Genomic DNA, 17,243 nt, shown 5'->3' with positions numbered 1-17,243 from the left:
ATGGCCGATCTGGCGATGCCGCTCAGCTATTATATGGATATTTCGTTGTCCGACGACAAGCTGTTCGCTTACCTCAAGTTTGCGAATTGCGAGGATTCGTTCCGCGTCTCCAAAGGACAGCTTATGGAATTGATTGCCTCGTATCACATCGTATACGGGATAGATGAGGAGAAAATCGCCGCAATCGTAGACGATCCGAAGGCTTTCTTCTTCTCCCAGACAGTAATCGCAAAAGGCGATGCGCCGAAGAACGGTCAGGACGGGCGTGTCCAGTTGATGTACGATTTGGACGACAAATCCAAGCGCCCGGCTGAGCTGGAGGACGGCAAGGTCGATTACAAAGAAGTGACTACGATTCATAACGTGAAAAAGGGGCAATTGATCGCCCAAAAAATTCCGGCTGCCTTAGGCGTCCCGGGACGCGCGGTAACCGGGGAAACGCTTTTTGCGAAGGACGGGAAGGATGCGCGTTTGAAGCTCGGCAAAAATGTTGTGACCGACCCGGAGCAGACGGCCATTTACGCTGCCATTGACGGAATGGTTACCAAGACGGACCGGGATAAAATCAATGTTTTTCCGATCTTCGAAGTGAACGGGGATGTCGACTATAATGTCGGAAATATTGATTTTGTCGGGTCCGTCGTCATCCGCGGCAACGTTCTGCCGGGCTTTCGCATCAAAGCGGCGGGAGATATCCGCATTACGGGCAGCGTGGACGCCGCAGACTTGGAGGCGGAGGGCTCCATCGAGATCAGCGCGGGAATCCTTGGGCATAACAAAGGAACGATCCGTGCCGGAAAACGGGTAAAAAGCTCTTTCATCCAGGATGCCAACATCTATGCGGGTGAGGAAGTGCTGGTCAGCCAGAGCATTATGCACTCTCAGGTGCGCGCCGGTAAACAAGTTGTATGCAAAGGCACCAAGGGACTGATTGTCGGAGGAATGATTCAAGCGGGCGACGTGGTTATTGCCCGAACGATCGGCAACTCCATGTCGACGGCCACGGTCATCGAAGTCGGCGTCATTCCGGAGCTCCGCAATGAGCTTCAGCAGCTTCGCATTCAACAAAGAGCCTTGAGCGAGAACCTGGACAAAACGGATAAAGCGCTCGTGCTTCTCGACCAATTGGCAGCCACGGGACAGCTTGGGCCGGACAAAGTGGCGATGCGGGTTAAGCTGAACCACACCAAGAAACAGGTTACGGAAGAAATTACGAGCTCCAGGGAGCGAATGCTGGAAATTGAAAAATCGCTTGAAGACTCGGAAAAAGCAAAGGTCGAAGTCATTTCCAACGCCTACAGCGGAACGAAAATCGTGATTGGCCGATATACCAAATTCATTAAAGATACTTCTCCCCGCGTTAGGTTTCAATTGATCGACGGAGATATCGCGATGCTTCCTATCGTATAAAGGCTGACGTACGCGTACAGCTCGAAGGAGGGGATGCCGGTGAGCATGAAACCGGTTGAAATGCAGTTTGCGCTTCATAAGAACGACGAAGCCGGTCTGAAGCAGCATCAAATGGTGCAAAAGCGAGTGGAAGACCAGGCCATGCTGAACAGCTCCAACGAGAAGTCGATGATAAAAGACCGTCAGGTCAGTGCCAAGACGGAGGAGACCAGTCAAGCTTCGATCAAAGACGATCAGTCGGGCCGTTCGGGCGAACGGGACCCCCGAGGCGGCGGTGGGGCGAATAAGTCGGCCGAGGAAGCCAAACAGGCGCAGGGCAGCACCGGACCGGAGCATCCGTACAAGGGACATCATATCGACTTGACCTTATAACTATTTTGCTGTGAAACTAGGTGAATGCAATTGGACCAACCTTGGATATACATCGTGCTGGTCGGGCTTCTAATCGTGGTCTATGCAAAGATTATCCCGCGAAAATCCGAAGGGGCGGCCAAGCCTGACGGCGCCATCGTAAAAGAGATGGAGCAGGCGATGGATCACTTGGCTATGGAGCTTGAGGAGCAGAACAAAGCGCTGATCGAGCTGTTCTCCGGGACGAAACAAACGTACGAGGAGCATACGGCTAAACTGACCTCGCGTGTGGAAACGCTGGAAAAGCAATGTCAGGAGTTACGGCACGAACTGGGCCGCCTGACGTTCTCGGAGGAGCAGCGGCGCCTGTCCCTTCAAGCGAACGTGTCGAAGCAGGGGGAGGCGTTGGGAGCTAGCGCTGGGGCTGCGGTATCGCAGGCCGATACGGAGTCCGCCGTACCCGACACGCAGCCGGAAGCAGCGAACAAAGCTGCGATGAATATGAAGGAGCGCTACGCCGAGCTGTTCGGACTGTACGAGTCCGGCAAATCGACGGACTATATCGCCAAGAAGCTGGGCATGAACAAAGGGGAAATCAGTCTGATCCTGCAGCTTGCCAAACAGGAGGAACGGTCGAATGCTTAAGAACAAATCGCTTCTGTACGGGCTCGGCACCGGTTTGATTTTGGGTGCCGTTCTGCTTCAGCTGATGAATGCGGTTGCTCCGTCCAGTAGCGCCGCTTCCAAGCAGCCCGCGGCAGGACAGGCGCCCGAGGAGATGGACCGCGTCCGGCTTAAGGAAGTTGCTTCTACCTATTTTAATGTGTATGACAAAAGTCAAAAGCTGTACGACCAGCCGCAGGTCGATGCCATGATCGCGCAGAAGCTGAAAGAAGAGAGAGACAAGCAAGCCGCACAGCCGCAGTCTGCCGCGTCAGATAAGGAAACATACATTTATGTCTCCAAAGGCATGACTGCGGCCCAGGTTGCCGATTTGCTGCAGCAGAGCGGCGTTATTGCCGACAGGACCGCCTTTGTAGATGCGATGAAACAAAAGCAGATGAACGATAAGATCATCTCCGGCTTGCATATATTCAAGGGGGCTCAAGAGCTGCCGCAAGTTATCGCCAATTTAACGACACCCTAAAACGATCAGACTCGGGCGGGCGGGGTCTGACTTTGTCTTTTTCCGTCGAACTGCCGCGGGTGTTGCATACGGTTGTCAGTTATGGTATAGTAATTCTCGGTGTTAAAAACCACACGTCGGTTAATTCCGGTAATGGTGCTCCCACTGGCTTCAACAGATGCTTTCTTAAGCGTCTTGGTCAAGGAGTTTTACCGGGAGATGCGATCGACGGAGGAAACCACAAAAAACCAATTTAGAGGAGGTGCGTGAGGATGGCAGTTATCTCCATGAAACAGCTGCTCGAAGCTGGGGTACACTTCGGTCACCAAACCCGTCGTTGGAACCCGAAAATGGATCGATACATCTTCACCGAAAGAAACGGAATTTACATCATCGACCTGCAAAAAACGGTCAAAAAAGTTGAGGAAGCTTATAACTTCGTCAAGTCCGTAGCCGCAGAGAACGGCACGATCTTGTTCGTAGGTACGAAAAAGCAAGCTCAAGATTCGGTTAAAGAAGAAGCTGAGCGCTGCGGAATGTACTACATCAACCAACGTTGGCTCGGCGGTACGCTGACTAACTTCCAAACGATCCAAAAGCGGATCAACCGTTTGCACGAGCTGGAAAAATGGGAACAAGACGGCACGTTCGAAGTGCTGCCGAAAAAAGAAGTTATCATTCTTCGCAAAGAAAAAGATCGTCTTGAGAAGTTCTTGGGCGGTATCTCCCATATGAAAGGTCTGCCAAGCGCACTGTTCGTCATCGACCCGCGCAAAGAGCGCATTGCCGTTGCGGAAGCACGCAAGCTTGGTATTCCGATCGTCGGTATCGTAGACACGAACTGCGATCCGGACGAAATCGACTACGTGATCCCGGGTAACGACGACGCAATCCGTGCCGTGAAACTGTTGACGGCTAAAATTGCCGACGCGGTTATCGAAGCTCACCAAGGCGAAGAGACTTCAGCTTAATGCATTGAATACGAGAAAGGGTGGTTTAAAGGTGCAAAATCCTTTCACCGCCCTTTTTTTGGGAATACATATCACATTCCAAGGAGGCCAAATCATGGCAGTAAGTGCAGCAGCAGTAAAAGAATTGCGTGACAAAACAGGAGCAGGCATGCTCGATTGTAAAAAAGCATTGGAAGAAGCGAACGGCGACTTGACAAAAGCTGCCGAAATTTTGCGTGAAAAAGGTCTTTCCGCGGCAGCCAACAAAGCAGGCCGGATCGCAACGGAAGGTATGATCGAGTCCTACATTCACGCCGGTGGCAAAATCGGCGTATTGGTTGAAGTAAACAGCGAAACCGACTTCGTTGCGAAAAACGAGCAGTTCAGAACGTTCGTTCGCGACGTTGCTTTGCACATCGCAGCTTCCAACCCGAAATTCCTTCGCCGTGATGAAGTTCCGCAAGAAGCGCTGGACAAAGAGCGCGAAATCTTGACGAACCAAGCGCTGAACGAAGGCAAGCCGGAAAAAATCGTCGAGAAAATCGTCGAAGGCCGTCTGGCAAAATACTACGAGGAATACTGCTTGCTTGAGCAGCCTTTCGTAAAAGACCCGGACAAAACCGTAGAAGAAGTGCTGAAAGAAAACATCGCAACGATCGGCGAAAACTTGTCGATCCGCCGCTTCGTGCGTTTCGAGCTCGGAGAAGGCCTGGAGAAGAAACAAGAAAACTTCGCTGAAGAAGTTATGTCCCAAGTTAAACTGTAATTCAACATGATAAATGCAAGGTAACGAGGAACACGCTGTGTTCCTTGTTTTTTAAAAGAAAGCTTTAGCGGTCTGATCGAAATGGAGGGGTTGGAGCTTGGAACGTCCGATTTATAAAAGAGTCATTTTGAAATTAAGCGGAGAAGCGTTAGCCGGACAGCAAGGTTACGGCATCGACTCCGAGATGATTTCGTCCATCGCCCAGCAGGTGAAGGAAGTAGTGGATCTTCAGGTGGAGGTCGCCATCGTCGTTGGCGGCGGCAACATCTGGCGCGGCATTGCCGGAAGTGCAAAAGGTATTGACCGGGCAACCGCAGACTACATGGGTATGCTGGCTACGGTGATGAACTCGCTGGCGCTGCAGGATGCGCTGGAAACGATCGGCGTACCGACACGAGTACAAACGTCCATCACGATGCAGCAGGTTGCAGAACCGTACATCCGCAGAAGAGCGATCCGGCACTTGGAAAAGGGCAGGGTTGTCATTTTTGCGGCAGGAACGGGCAATCCGTATTTCTCGACGGATACGACCGCGGCGCTTAGAGCAGCCGAAATCGAAGCGGAAGTGATCTTGATGGCGAAAAACAAAGTGGACGGCGTCTACACGGCCGATCCATTCAAGGACGCTACCGCGCAAAAATTCGAAACGCTGACCTACCTCGAAGTGCTTAACAAAAACCTTGGCGTTATGGACTCGACCGCATCCTCCTTATGCATGGACAACAATATTCCGCTGGTCGTCTTCTCTATTACGGAAAGCGGCAATATCAAGCGCGTCGTAGTTGGGGAGAAGATCGGCACGATCGTAAAAGGGAGTGTGTAATCTATGCCGCAATCCATTAAAAAAAGTGCGGAAGAACGCATGGAGAAAGCGATCGGCGCGCTGAAGAAGGAGCTGGCTTCGCTTCGTGCGGGGCGGGCGACCCCTGCTCTGCTGGATCGCGTTCAAGTCGAATATTACGGCTCTATGACACCGGTAAACCAGCTGGCGAACATCAATACGCCGGATTCCCGTACGCTGATGATTCAGCCGTGGGACAAAAGCTCGGTTGCCGCTATCGAAAAAGCAATTATGAAATCCGATCTCGGATTGACGCCTTCCAACGATGGCAGCGCGATCCGTATCGTCATTCCGGCATTGACGGAAGAACGCCGAGCCGAGCTCGTCAAAATGACGCGCAAGTTCGGTGAAGAAGCGAAAGTGGCGATCCGTAACATCCGCCGCGACGCGAACGACGATATCAAAAAACTGGAGAAAACGGGCATATCGGAAGACGAGTCCCGCCGTCACCAGGACGACATCCAGAAGTTTACGGACAAGCATATCGCGGAAGTCGACAAAGTATTGGCTGCCAAAGAAAAAGAAATCATGGAAGTGTAACCGGTAAAGACCCCCTTATTCGAGGGGGCTTTTAGTCTTTCCTGATGGGGGATTCAGACATGATGTCATTCAGAAAATGGTTTGGAAGCAAACCGGAAGGAGAGCAAGCCGCTCTCAAGCTGGATGCGGACAACATTCCGAACCATGTGGCCGTCATCATGGACGGTAATGGCCGATGGGCACAAAAGCGGGGACTGCCGCGGGTGGCAGGCCACCATTCAGGTATGAAAAACGTAAAAAAAATTACGATGGCCGCAAACAGCATCGGTGTGAAGGTGCTGACGATGTACGCTTTTTCCACGGAAAATTGGAAAAGACCGAAGGAAGAAGTCGACTACTTGATGAAGCTGCCGATGGAATTTTTTCCGAAAGAAATCGGCGAACTGATTGCGAATAACGTCCAGATCCGTATGACGGGCTGGCCGGAAGGACTGCCTGATTACACGCTGAAAGCGGTTCAGGACGCGATCGATCAAACGAAACATAATACCGGCCTTATTTTGAACTTTGCGCTGAATTACGGAAGCCGCAAAGAAATGCTCAAGGGCATTCAGCGGCTCGCACAGGATATGAAAGAAAATAAAGTGGCCGCGGACGAAGTGGACGAGGCGCTTTTCTCCAAATATTTGTTAACCGATCCGCTCCCGGACCCCGATCTTCTGATACGCACCAGCGGAGAGCTTCGGATTAGCAACTTCATGCTTTGGCAGCTAGCCTATTCGGAACTTTATTTTACAGATCTGGCCTGGCCTGAGTTTACAGAGCCGCATTTCTATGACGCTATTGGGGAATACCAGCGCCGCGCCAGAAGATACGGCGGTTTATAGCGGCCGTTGACAACAGGTAGTGGCAGTTCGGCTTATGTCCGTCTGCCAGCATAAACGATGGAGGAATCGATTTGAAGCAGCGAATTGTCACAGGAGTCGTGGCAGGGCTCGCCTTTTTCATCCTGTTGTATTTGGGAGGCTATTGGTTTGCCGGGTTAATTCTGGTCTTGTCGCTGATCGGATACGACGAGTTTTTACGGATGAACGGTCTTAACAAGAACAAAACGATCTCGCTTTTAGGCTCTTTAGGAGTGATTGGCCTTGTCGTGCCGTGGCAGGAGGCAGGGATTTCGATAGAGCGCTTGATTTGGTTGTTTATGTTTGTTTTATTGGCCGTTACCGTTATTTCGAAGAACAAGATTACGATCGATCATGTGACTACGGCATTTTTGGGCATGGTGTACGTCGGTATCGGCTTTCATTACATGGTGGAGACGCGCTGGTTGGCCGAGAACGGGCTTTATTGGACACTGCTCGTATTTCTGTGTATTTGGTCAACGGATTCCGGGGCGTATTTTACTGGATCGATGATTGGAAAAACACCGCTCTGGCCTACCATTAGTCCAAAGAAGTCCGTCGAGGGAGCTATCGGCGGCACGGCGTTGTCCGTTGTCGTTGCACTCGGCTTTGCCTGGTACCGTCCGGACCTGCTTAGCTTTGCGCAAGCGATTTGGATCGGACTCGTCATTGCGATTGTCGGCCAGATGGGCGACTTGATCCAATCCGCTTATAAGCGGGTGAAGGGCATTAAGGATACGGGAACGATCCTGCCGGGACATGGCGGCGTGCTTGATCGGACCGATAGCTGGCTGATCGTGTTTCCGTTCCTTCATTTAGCGGCTTTGCTCCCGCACGTATAACTATTGCCCCGAGGTGAACGTTGGTGAAAAAAGTCAGTATTCTGGGGTCGACCGGTTCCGTTGGAGCCCAGACCTTGGATGTCATATCGCATTACCCGGAACGTTTCGAGGTGGAAGGGCTCGCCGGCGGTTATAATATCCCGCTCCTGCTGGAGCAAATCGAGCGCTTTCGTCCCCGCAAAGTATCCGTTGCGACGAAGGAAGCGGCGGAGCAGCTGCGTTCGGCAGCGAAATCGGACGTTCAGGTGCTATACGGTGAAGAGGGGCTGCACGAAATAGCGGCAGGCACCGATGCCGAGCTAGTCGTCACCGCTATTGTGGGCAGCCAAGGACTTAAGCCGACGCTGGCGGCGATCGACGCGGGCAAGCACATTGGTCTTGCCAACAAGGAGACGTTGGTGAGCGCAGGCCATCTCGTGACGGAATTGGCGCAGCGCCGCGGCGTCGCTTTGCTTCCGGTCGATAGCGAGCATTCCGCGATATTCCAATGCTTAAACGGAGAATCACGGGACCGAATACATAAAATTACGCTAACCGCTTCCGGGGGATCGTTTCGCGACCGCACCCGGGAAGAGCTTACTGACGTAACGGTTGAAGATGCGCTCAAGCATCCGAATTGGTCGATGGGCGCGAAAATCACGATCGACTCGGCGACGATGGCGAACAAAGGGCTGGAAGTAATCGAAGCCCACTGGCTGTTCGGTTTGCCGTACGACCAGATTGAAGTGCTGATTCATCCCGAAAGCATTATTCATTCATTCGTCGAGTACGTCGACTACAGCATCATCGCCCAGTTGGGGATGCCGGATATGCGGGTGCCGATTCAGTACGCTCTGACTTATCCAGACCGGATGGCGACGCCTTCCGAACGTTTGCGTTTATCCGATGTCGGGAAGCTGCAGTTTCGCGAGATGGATTTCGACCGGTATCCGTGTCTGCGGATGGCGTACGAAAGCGGACGGACGGGCGGCTCCATGCCTACCGTGTACAATGCGGCCAACGAAGTTGCCGTCGACCGGTTCTTGAAAGGGAAAATTTCATTCCTGGCTATCGAAGAGGTGATTGCCAAGGTAATGGACAAGCATTCCCCAGTCCCGGCCCCGGATTTGTCCGCCATCCTGGAGATCGATCGGTGGGCCCGGGAAGAGGCGCAAAACTTGGACTAAAATGGGCCGTTTGAAGATGCGATGCCAGGGCATCTTTCGGCGTAGCCGCTCATATGTTCATATCATGAGTCCTGGCTTGTATTCCCTTTGGGATTAATGTTAATCTTAAAGGAAGGCTTCGGACGATTTTACATGCAGCCAATAACATTTGCCCATAACTTGGATATGAACATTTGCGACTTAAGGAGGCCGTACACCCATTGGCTAACATCCAGAACGTATTTCAAATTGTTCTTTTGTTTTTTGTTCTAGTCACGATTCACGAGTGGGGACATTTTTACTTTGCCAAGCGAGCAGGCATTCTCGTTCGCGAATTCGCGATCGGCTTCGGTCCCAAGCTGCTCTCCTTCAAGCGCGGAGAAACCCGGTATACGCTCAGACTTCTTCCGATCGGCGGCTTCGTCCGAATGGCCGGAGAAGATCCGGAAATCGTTCAGATCAACCAGGGCCAACGGATCGCCGTGCAGTTGGAGGACAATCAGGTTACGCATATTTACTTGAACGAGTTCGAAAGCCGTCGGGATGCGATTGAAGGCGTCGTCGAGCAGATCGATCTTGAAAAAGATTTGTTCGTCCGCCTGGATGTCGACGGGGAAGTGGAACGCTATTCGATTCATCCTCAAGCCATGATGGTGTCCAAGGAAAAGGAAACCCAGATTGCCCCGTGGGACCGCCAGTTCGGAAGTAAGACGGTAGGACAGCGGGCGATGGCTATCTTTGCCGGACCGCTGATGAATTTTATTCTTGCGTTGGCGCTTTTTGTAACCTTCATATTCGTCGCAGGAGTGCCCAATCGGGTGAAAATTCAGGAAACCGTTCCGGCATCCGCTGCGGAGAAAGCGGGACTGCAGTCCGGCGATATTATCCTTCAGGTGGATCATGTGCAAATCGGCTCCGACCGCAGCAAGCTGACGAACTTAATTCAACAATCTCCGAATAAACCGATGATCTGGATTGTTGAGCGCAACAAGGAGCAGATCCGTAAAGAAGTGACTCCGCTCATGGACAAGGACGGCGTAATTCGCGTCGGCGTCTCGCTTCTGACCGAAACCCGGCCTGCTACAGTTCTGGAAGGATTTACGGGAGGCTGGAAAAGTCTTGTATCCGCAACGACCATCATCATGGACGGCTTTGGCAAGCTGGCGACGCTTCAGGTGAAAATGGACGATTTGGGCGGTCCGGTGAGGATCGTCGAATTTACAAGCGAGCAGGCTAGCGCAGGGTTTGCCCAATACATCTCGTGGATGGCTATTATGAGTCTTTATTTGGGGCTGTTCAATCTGCTGCCGATCCCGGCGCTGGACGGAAGCCGGTTGGTGTTTTTGCTGCTGGAGGCACTCCGCGGCAAGCCGGTTGATCCGAGCCGGGAAAGCATGGTGCATTTTGTCGGCTTTGCGATGCTGATGCTGCTTATGATAGCTGTCACTTATAACGATATATTACGTTTGATTAAAGGATAACGAATTGCCGTCCGTAGGGGGAAAACAGAACGATGTCGAACCAAAAGCAAGACAAACAGTTTGTGAAAGAGATTACGCCGCAGGGCGAGGATTTCTCCCGCTGGTATATTGATGTCATTAAAAAGGCCGATCTCATGAGCTACTCGCCGGTCCGGGGATGCATCGTATTTAAACCGGACGGGTACGAGCTTTGGGAAAATATTCAGCGGGAGCTGGACCGCCGGTTTAAGGAAACGGGACACCGCAACGCTTATTTCCCGCTGTTCATTCCCGAGAGCTTTTTCCAAAAAGAAAAAGAGCACGTGGAAGGGTTCAACCCGGAGCTGCCGTGGGTAACGGAAGCAGGGGGCGAGAAGCTCGAAGAGCGGCTGGCGATTCGCCCGACGTCCGAGACGATGATCGGCCATATGTACGCGGAGTGGATTAATTCCTACCGCGACCTGCCGCTCTTGATCAACCAGTGGGCCAACGTAGTCCGTTGGGAAAAGCGGACGCTGCCGTTCTTGCGCACGAGCGAATTTTTATGGCAGGAAGGCCATACGGCTCATGAGGACGAAGCCGATGCACGCAAAGAAACGATGCAGATGCTGGAAATTTATCGTTCTTTCGCTGAAGATTTCTTAGCGGTTCCGGTCATTATGGGCCAGAAAACGCCTTCCGAGAAGTTCGCGGGCGCTGTCGATACGTATTCCATCGAAGCGATGATGAAGGACGGCAAAGCGGTGCAAGCGGGGACTTCGCACTATTTGGGCACGAACTTCGCCGTGGCGTTTGATATTAAATATTTGGACCGCGAGAACCAGCATCAATTCTGCCATACGACCTCTTGGGGCGTAAGTACCCGTCTTATCGGAGCTTTGATCATGGTCCATGGCGACGACCGCGGTTTGGCTTTGCCACCGAAGATCGCGCCGACTCAGGTCATCATGATTCCGATCGGTCCTCCGAAGACAAGAGAGCAGGTTGTCGGCCGCGTGGACGAGCTGTATGCCCAGTTGAAGCAAGCTGGCGTACGTGCGAAAGTGGACGATCGTCCGGATCAAAGTCCGGGCTGGAAATTTAACGAATACGAAATGCGCGGCGTACCGGTCCGCGTCGAGCTGGGACCGCGGGACATGGAAAACGGGCAAGTGGTCTTGGTCTCCCGGATTACCGGAGAGAAGCGTGTCGTCCAGCAGGACCAATTTGTGGAAGAAGTGCAAAAATTGTTGACGGAAACGCAGCAGGAAATGTATGATCGAGCCAAGCGGTTCCGCGACGAAAGCATGACTGAAGCGGATACAGTGGACGAGCTGAAATCGTTCCTCGAGCAAAAACGCGGTTTCGCGTTATCAGGTTGGTGTGGCTCCGCAGCCTGCGAAGCGCAGGTCAAAGAAGAGGCCGGCGCAACGAGCCGCAACATTCCGTTCGAGCCTGGCGTATCCAAGCCGAAGTGCCTCGTCTGCGGCGAAGACGCCAAGCACACCGTCGTTTTCGGCAAATCTTACTAACACTATTTTTTACTAACGCCATATAATTAGGAGTTTGTTTTTAGAATTGGTTTAAGTTGCTTATTTCTTCGAAGGGCTTCAGGAAAAGTATTGCCACGGAGAGTGAAACGGCCGCCTTTGAAATCAAGTTGCTTCCTTGTAGGTTTTTATAAAATACGGCAACTTGATTTCAAGAGCGGTGGAGTGGTAATACTTTTCCGCTCGGCCGGTAGAAACAAACTTTTCCACTCAGCTGAACAAACGCCTAACCTTTTACATAAGGGGCAACGGGAAAGCAACACTCCTTTTGCCCCTTTCATCGTTTTACGGGGGAGGAGCACCATGAGCAATGACAGTACGGCGCTGAAACGGGACCGCTTTGAAATGCTGATGCAGCAGGCCAGTGTACCGGCGGACGTGGTTCGGTCTTTTTTTTCGGACGGGTATATCGATAAAGTGGAAACGAGCCGCAAAAACAGGGAATGGACGTTTCATATCGTCAAAACTCAAGTGGTGCCGCAAGATATTTACCGTTCCTTCTGCAAAATGATCCGGGACAAATTCTCGCACATCGCTGCCATTCGTTTCGTGCTCCAATACACGCCGGATGTGAAGCCGGAAGAAGTGGCACACGAATACTGGAGCATGTTTCTCGAGTGGGTGCAGCGGGAAGCGGCATCGATTAACGGCTGGATGACCAAGGCCAAAATTGAAACGAACGGGAACGTGCTTACGCTTTATTTGTTGGATACGATCGGTTTGGAATTGGCTAAGAAAAAAAATATCGGCGGACTGATTCAACGATATTTCAGCGGATTTTTCGGTGTCGATTTTCATGTAAAGTATGCGGTCAGCGATTCCCGGGAAGAAGAGCTGGAGAGGTTCTCGAAGCAGATCGAGCAGGAAGAGAAAGAAGTAACGATCAATATCTTGACGGCTGTTGAGGCGGAGAACGAAGCGGATGCGCAGCAGGATGCGGAGCTGAAGCTGATGGTCGGTTATGACATTAAAGATCCGGCCGTTCCGCTGCAGGACCTCAGGGACGAAGAGAAGAAAGTTACGGTACAAGGTACGGTTTTCGGTTTGGACACGAAAGAGCTTAAGAATGGCAGTACGCTGTTCATGTTCAACGTTACCGACTTTTCCGATTCGATCATGGTCAAGGCTTTTGCCAAAACGAAAGAAGACGTTAAAATTTATAGCCTGATCACGAACGGCAAGTGGCTGAAGCTGCGAGGCCGGGTCGAGTACGACCGGTTTATGCAAATCCCCGAGCTCGTGATGATTCCATCCGACGTCAATGAAATCGTGGCCCCGCCGGACCGGAAGGACGATGCGGAAGAGAAGCGGGTGGAGTTTCACCTTCATACTGCAATGTCTACTATGGACGGGATCACACCGGTCGACCAATACATTAAAACCGCTGCCAAATGGGGCCATAAAGCAATTGCGGTAACCGATCACAGCGGTATCCAATGCTTCCCGGAGGCGTATAAAGCAGCGAAGAAAAACGGGATCAAGGTCATCTACGGTTTGGAAGCCAACGTCGTGGACGACTCTGTACAGGTCGTTATGAATGCGACGGAGATTGACCTCGCCGATGCGGAATATGTTATTTTCGACATCGAGACTACAGGGTTGTCTGTCACCAGCAACAAAATTATCGAGCTTGCCGGCGTCCGTATGAAGGAAGGTAAAGAAATCGATCGTTTTGCCACATTCATCGATCCGCATGAGCGGATTCCCTATAACATTCAGCAGCTCACCAACATTACGGACGACATGGTCAAAGGTGCACCCGAGCTTGAGGAGATGCTGCCTAAGTTTATCGAGTTCGTAGGAGATAGCGTTCTGGTTGCGCACAATGCGCGATTCGATATCGGGTTCATTCAAGCGAACTGCAAGCGGCTCGGTTTGCCCGCAGTGACCAATCCCGCGCTGGATACGCTTGAGCTTGCTCGGCTGCTGTTCCCGACGCTTAAAAACCACCGGCTGAACACGCTCTCCGATAAGTTCAAGGTCAGCTTGGACAACCATCACCGGGCGATCGACGATTCGATTGCGCTCGGACATGTGCTTTTTCACCTGTTGAAAGAAGCAGGGGACCGCGGTTATAAGCAGCTGTCGCGTTTGAACGACGAGGTCGGCAAAAACCTCAAAACGCAGCGGCCGTTCCATTGCTGCATTTACGCCAAAGATATGGTCGGCAAAAAAAATCTGTTCAGCCTTGTATCTCTTTCGCATACGGAGTATTTTCATCGGGTGGCCTGCATTCCGAAGAGCAAGCTGAAGGAAATGCGAGAAGGCCTGATCATCGCTTCGGGCTGCGAAAAGGGCGAGTTTTACGAAACGGTGCTGAACAAATCGGTCGAAGAAGCGGAAATGGTCGCCGAATTTTACGACGTGCTTGAAATTCAGCCGATTGGCGTAAACATGCACTTGGTGGACAAAGGCTTGGTAGGCAGCCCGGCACTGCTGGAGAATGCCAATCGCAAAATTGTCGAAATCGGCCGCAAACTCGGCAAGCCTATTATTGCGACGGGCAACGTGCATTATTTGCATCCGCGGGAAAAAATATACCGTGACATCACCATTCACGGGATTACCGGCTTCAGCCCGCTTAAGGATATCCGTAAACCGGATGTGCACCTTCGCACAACAAAAGAAATGCTTGCAGAGTTTGAATATTTAGGGAAAGAAACGGCTTACGAGGTCGTCGTGAAAAATACGTCGGAGCTTGCCGAGCGGTTCGAGGAATTGGAGTTGTTCCCGACCAAGCTGTTCACGCCGATTATCGAAGGAGCGGACGATGAAATCCGCAATACCTGCTACGATACGGCGAAGCAGATTTACGGAGACCCGCTGCCTGAGGTTATTATAGCGCGGCTAGAGAAGGAGCTTGTGCCGATTATCAAGTACGGTTTCTCGGCCAACTATCTCATCTCCGAGCGGCTCGTAAAGAAATCGAACGCCGACGGCTATCTCGTCGGTTCGCGGGGCTCGGTCGGTTCCTCGGTCGTAGCGACGTTCCTCGGCATTTCCGAGGTTAATCCGCTGCCGCCACATTACATTTGCAAATCGTGCAAGCACAGCGAATGGATTCTCGACGGATCGATCCCCAGCGGCTTCGACCTGCCGGACAAAAACTGCCCGAACTGCGGGGAGAAGCTGAAGGGGGAAGGCCAGGACATTCCGTTCGAAACGTTCCTCGGCTTTAAGGGCGACAAGGTTCCCGATATCGACTTGAACTTTTCCGGCGAATACCAGCCGCACGCGCACAACTACACCAAAGTGCTGTTTGGCGAGAAAAGCGTCTTCCGGGCGGGCACGATCGGCACGGTCGCGGAGAAAACGGCGTTCGGCTTCGTAAAAAAATACGAAGAAACTCAGGGCCAAAAGTGGCGCGGCGCGGAACTGAACCGGCTTGCTTCCGGCTGCACGGGCGTGAAGCGAAGCACAGGCCAGCATCCCGGCGGGATCGTAGTCGTACCGGATTACATCGACGTCGACGATATCACGCCGGTGCAATATCCGGCCGATGATACGAGCGCCGATTGGAAAACGACGCATTTTGATTATCACGCCTTCGACGCCAACCTGCTGAAACTCGATATTCTGGGACACGATGATCCGACGATGATGCGGATGCTGCAGGATTTGACCAGCGTCGACCCGACGACCATTCCAATGAACGATCCGAAAGTTATGAGCATGTTCAACTCCGTGGACTCGCTTGGCGTAACGCCGGAGAAGATCCGGACGCCGGTGGCGACCTACGGGGTGCCGGAGATGGGGACGAAGTTTGTGCGTCAGATGCTTGAGGAAGCGAAGCCGTCCAGCTTTGCGGACTTGCTGCAAATTTCGGGTCTATCCCACGGAACCGGCGTTTGGCTAGGCAATGCGCAGGAGCTAATCCGGAAAGGCATCTGCACGATTAAGACGGTGATTGGGTGCCGCGACGATATCATGCTGTATTTGATCTATAAAGCGGGCATGGACGCGGGACTGGCGTTTAAAATCACCGAGAGCGTGCGGAAGGGGAAAGGGCTCACCGACGAGTGGAAAGAAGATATGAAGAAGCATAACGTTCCCCTCTGGTACATCGATTCGTGCGAAAAGATCGAGTACATGTTCCCGAAGGCGCATGCTTCCGCTTACGTTATTTCCGCGGTGCGCACCGCTTACTTTAAGCTTTATTATCCTATTGCTTACTATGCGACCTATTTTTCCGTCCGCGCTCAGGATTTCGAGATCGAGCTGCTGTGCCAAGGCTACGACGCGATTTTGCGCAAGCTGATCGAAATTGAGGAAAAAGGGTTTCAGGCGACGCCAAAAGAGAAGAGCATGATCTCCATTCTCGAAATGGCGCTGGAGATGACGGCCCGCGGCTTTTCGTTCAAGCCGATCGATTTGTACAAATCGGACGCGACAAAGTTTCTTATTGAGGACGACTCGCTTATTCCGCCGTTTTCCGCCATTGCGGGGATCGGGGAGAACGCGGCGAAGAACATCGCGGCTGCTAAAAACGACGGACCGTTCTTATCGATTGAGGACTTTCAGACCCGAAGCAAGGCGTCGAAGACGATCGTCGAAATTCTTAACGGCATGGGCTGTTTCCGCGGCCTTCCGGAGACGAATCAGCTTTCGCTGTTTTAGAACTTCCGAAGAAGTCTTCCTTGCTTCCTCAGGCGCCTTTTTACGCCTTATTGCATGATCTCTGCACTTATGGTATAATCTTCTTCGGTAGCAACGTAATATCTCGTGACCAAAGAGTGGGGAAACCCACTCTTTACATTTTGTATAAGGCCCCAAAGCGAGTGAAGCGTTGGTTTGGCGCAAATATGCGCTATGCGGTCAGCCGTTACGATTTCCCGGCAGCCCGCACCAAATGAGCTTTAACGTCTAAAGCTTTATAACGTCCAACCAACTACTGTCAATCGCTTTTTACCAGATTAAGGAGGAACGCACGTTTGAGCACAAACATCAAATCCACTGTGGAAGAGCTGGTTCGCCCCTTTTTGGACGAAAACGGATTTGAGCTGGTCGACATCGAATATGTGAAAGAAGGCGGCAACTGGTTTTTGCGGGTGTATGTGGATAAAGAAGGCGGCATCGATATCGATGACTGCGGCCGCATCAGCGAATATCTTAGCGCCAAGCTGGACGAGAAGGACCCCATCGAATCGGCTTACTTCCTGGAAGTGTCGTCGCCTGGGGCGGAGCGCCCGCTCAAGAAGCCTCAGGATTACCGTAAAGCGATTGGCGAGCACGTCTTCGTGACGACGTACGAACCGGTAAACGGTTTGAAGGAATTCGAGGGCACGCTCGTATCGTACGACGAACAAACGGTTGTCGTCGAGATCGGCAAGAAAAAGCACGAAATCCCGGTTGACAAAGTGGCCGGCGCCAGGCTCGCCATCAAATTCTAGGCTCGGTCTGCCAAAGCGTCGGGCGGTTCGCATTTTATGAGAGGGGGA

Annotated in this window: 15 protein-coding genes; all 15 read left to right on the top strand. The window is 52.2% G+C overall.

What is annotated here, in order from left to right:
• The gene (locus tag ET33_RS03225; RefSeq protein ID WP_036676392.1) at positions 1-1,410 is read left to right on the top strand and encodes a DUF342 domain-containing protein; all 1,410 of its coding nucleotides are present in this window, start codon (positions 1-3) and stop codon (positions 1,408-1,410) included.
• 39 nt (positions 1,411-1,449) lie between these two features.
• Positions 1,450-1,782 (top strand): hypothetical protein, encoded by a 333-nt coding sequence (locus ET33_RS03220; protein WP_036676388.1) that lies wholly within the window; start codon positions 1,450-1,452, stop codon positions 1,780-1,782.
• 30 nt (positions 1,783-1,812) lie between these two features.
• A complete protein-coding gene (locus tag ET33_RS03215) occupies positions 1,813-2,406 on the top strand; it encodes a hypothetical protein (RefSeq protein ID WP_051775081.1) in 594 nt (197 codons plus the stop codon).
• Positions 2,399-2,908, top strand: a complete 510-nt coding sequence (locus ET33_RS03210) for a hypothetical protein (RefSeq protein ID WP_036676386.1) — start codon at positions 2,399-2,401, stop codon at positions 2,906-2,908. The genes ET33_RS03215 and ET33_RS03210 overlap by 8 nt, the downstream gene beginning before the upstream one ends.
• Before the next feature lie 251 nt (positions 2,909-3,159).
• The gene (rpsB, locus tag ET33_RS03205) at positions 3,160-3,858 is read left to right on the top strand and encodes a 30S ribosomal protein S2 (protein ID WP_025850723.1); all 699 of its coding nucleotides are present in this window, start codon (positions 3,160-3,162) and stop codon (positions 3,856-3,858) included.
• Positions 3,859-3,952: 94 nt separating this feature from the next.
• Positions 3,953-4,603 (top strand): translation elongation factor Ts, encoded by a 651-nt coding sequence (gene tsf / locus ET33_RS03200; RefSeq protein ID WP_010491263.1) that lies wholly within the window; start codon positions 3,953-3,955, stop codon positions 4,601-4,603.
• A gap of 97 nt (positions 4,604-4,700) precedes the next feature.
• A complete protein-coding gene (pyrH, locus tag ET33_RS03195) occupies positions 4,701-5,426 on the top strand; it encodes a UMP kinase (protein ID WP_010491262.1) in 726 nt (241 codons plus the stop codon).
• Between the two features lie 3 nt (positions 5,427-5,429).
• Positions 5,430-5,984 carry a ribosome recycling factor gene (gene frr / locus ET33_RS03190; protein ID WP_036676384.1) on the top strand — a complete coding sequence of 185 codons (555 nt, stop codon included), beginning with the start codon at positions 5,430-5,432 and terminating at the stop codon, positions 5,982-5,984.
• 59 nt (positions 5,985-6,043) lie between these two features.
• The gene (locus tag ET33_RS03185) at positions 6,044-6,811 is read left to right on the top strand and encodes an isoprenyl transferase (RefSeq protein WP_036676381.1); all 768 of its coding nucleotides are present in this window, start codon (positions 6,044-6,046) and stop codon (positions 6,809-6,811) included.
• Positions 6,812-6,882: 71 nt separating this feature from the next.
• Positions 6,883-7,671, top strand: coding sequence for a phosphatidate cytidylyltransferase (locus tag ET33_RS03180; protein WP_036676376.1), 789 nt, complete (start codon positions 6,883-6,885; stop codon positions 7,669-7,671).
• 23 nt (positions 7,672-7,694) lie between these two features.
• A complete protein-coding gene (locus ET33_RS03175) occupies positions 7,695-8,837 on the top strand; it encodes a 1-deoxy-D-xylulose-5-phosphate reductoisomerase (protein ID WP_081890190.1) in 1,143 nt (380 codons plus the stop codon).
• Between the two features lie 200 nt (positions 8,838-9,037).
• Positions 9,038-10,297 carry an RIP metalloprotease RseP gene (rseP, locus tag ET33_RS03170; RefSeq protein ID WP_036676369.1) on the top strand — a complete coding sequence of 420 codons (1,260 nt, stop codon included), beginning with the start codon at positions 9,038-9,040 and terminating at the stop codon, positions 10,295-10,297.
• A gap of 32 nt (positions 10,298-10,329) precedes the next feature.
• Positions 10,330-11,787, top strand: a complete 1,458-nt coding sequence (proS, locus tag ET33_RS03165) for a proline--tRNA ligase (protein ID WP_036676368.1) — start codon at positions 10,330-10,332, stop codon at positions 11,785-11,787.
• Positions 11,788-12,108: 321 nt separating this feature from the next.
• Positions 12,109-16,422, top strand: a complete 4,314-nt coding sequence (locus ET33_RS03160; RefSeq protein ID WP_036676365.1) for a PolC-type DNA polymerase III — start codon at positions 12,109-12,111, stop codon at positions 16,420-16,422.
• Between the two features lie 314 nt (positions 16,423-16,736).
• Positions 16,737-17,195 carry a ribosome maturation factor RimP gene (gene rimP, locus ET33_RS03155; protein ID WP_010491251.1) on the top strand — a complete coding sequence of 153 codons (459 nt, stop codon included), beginning with the start codon at positions 16,737-16,739 and terminating at the stop codon, positions 17,193-17,195.
• Positions 17,196-17,243 lie beyond the last annotated feature (48 nt).

Origin of the sequence: Paenibacillus tyrphae (assembly GCF_000722545.1) — a bacterium.
Lineage (GTDB): Bacteria > Bacillota > Bacilli > Paenibacillales > NBRC-103111 > Paenibacillus_G > Paenibacillus_G tyrfis.
The sequence above is the reverse complement of the archived record's forward strand: the minus strand, read 5'-3'. Positions and strand labels throughout refer to the sequence as shown.

Excerpts from the sequence above, each read along its gene's own strand:
- ET33_RS03225 (WP_036676392.1), top strand. The coding sequence starts at position 1 with ATGGCCGATCTGGCGATGCCGCTCAGCTATTATATGGATATTTCGTTG.
- ET33_RS03210 (WP_036676386.1), top strand. The coding sequence starts at position 2,399 with ATGCTTAAGAACAAATCGCTTCTGTACGGGCTCGGCACCGGTTTGATT.
- rpsB (WP_025850723.1), top strand. The coding sequence starts at position 3,160 with ATGGCAGTTATCTCCATGAAACAGCTGCTCGAAGCTGGGGTACACTTC.
- tsf (WP_010491263.1), top strand. The coding sequence starts at position 3,953 with ATGGCAGTAAGTGCAGCAGCAGTAAAAGAATTGCGTGACAAAACAGGA.
- frr (WP_036676384.1), top strand. The coding sequence starts at position 5,430 with ATGCCGCAATCCATTAAAAAAAGTGCGGAAGAACGCATGGAGAAAGCG.
- ET33_RS03185 (WP_036676381.1), top strand. The coding sequence starts at position 6,044 with ATGATGTCATTCAGAAAATGGTTTGGAAGCAAACCGGAAGGAGAGCAA.
- proS (WP_036676368.1), top strand. The coding sequence starts at position 10,330 with ATGTCGAACCAAAAGCAAGACAAACAGTTTGTGAAAGAGATTACGCCG.
- ET33_RS03160 (WP_036676365.1), top strand. The coding sequence starts at position 12,109 with ATGAGCAATGACAGTACGGCGCTGAAACGGGACCGCTTTGAAATGCTG.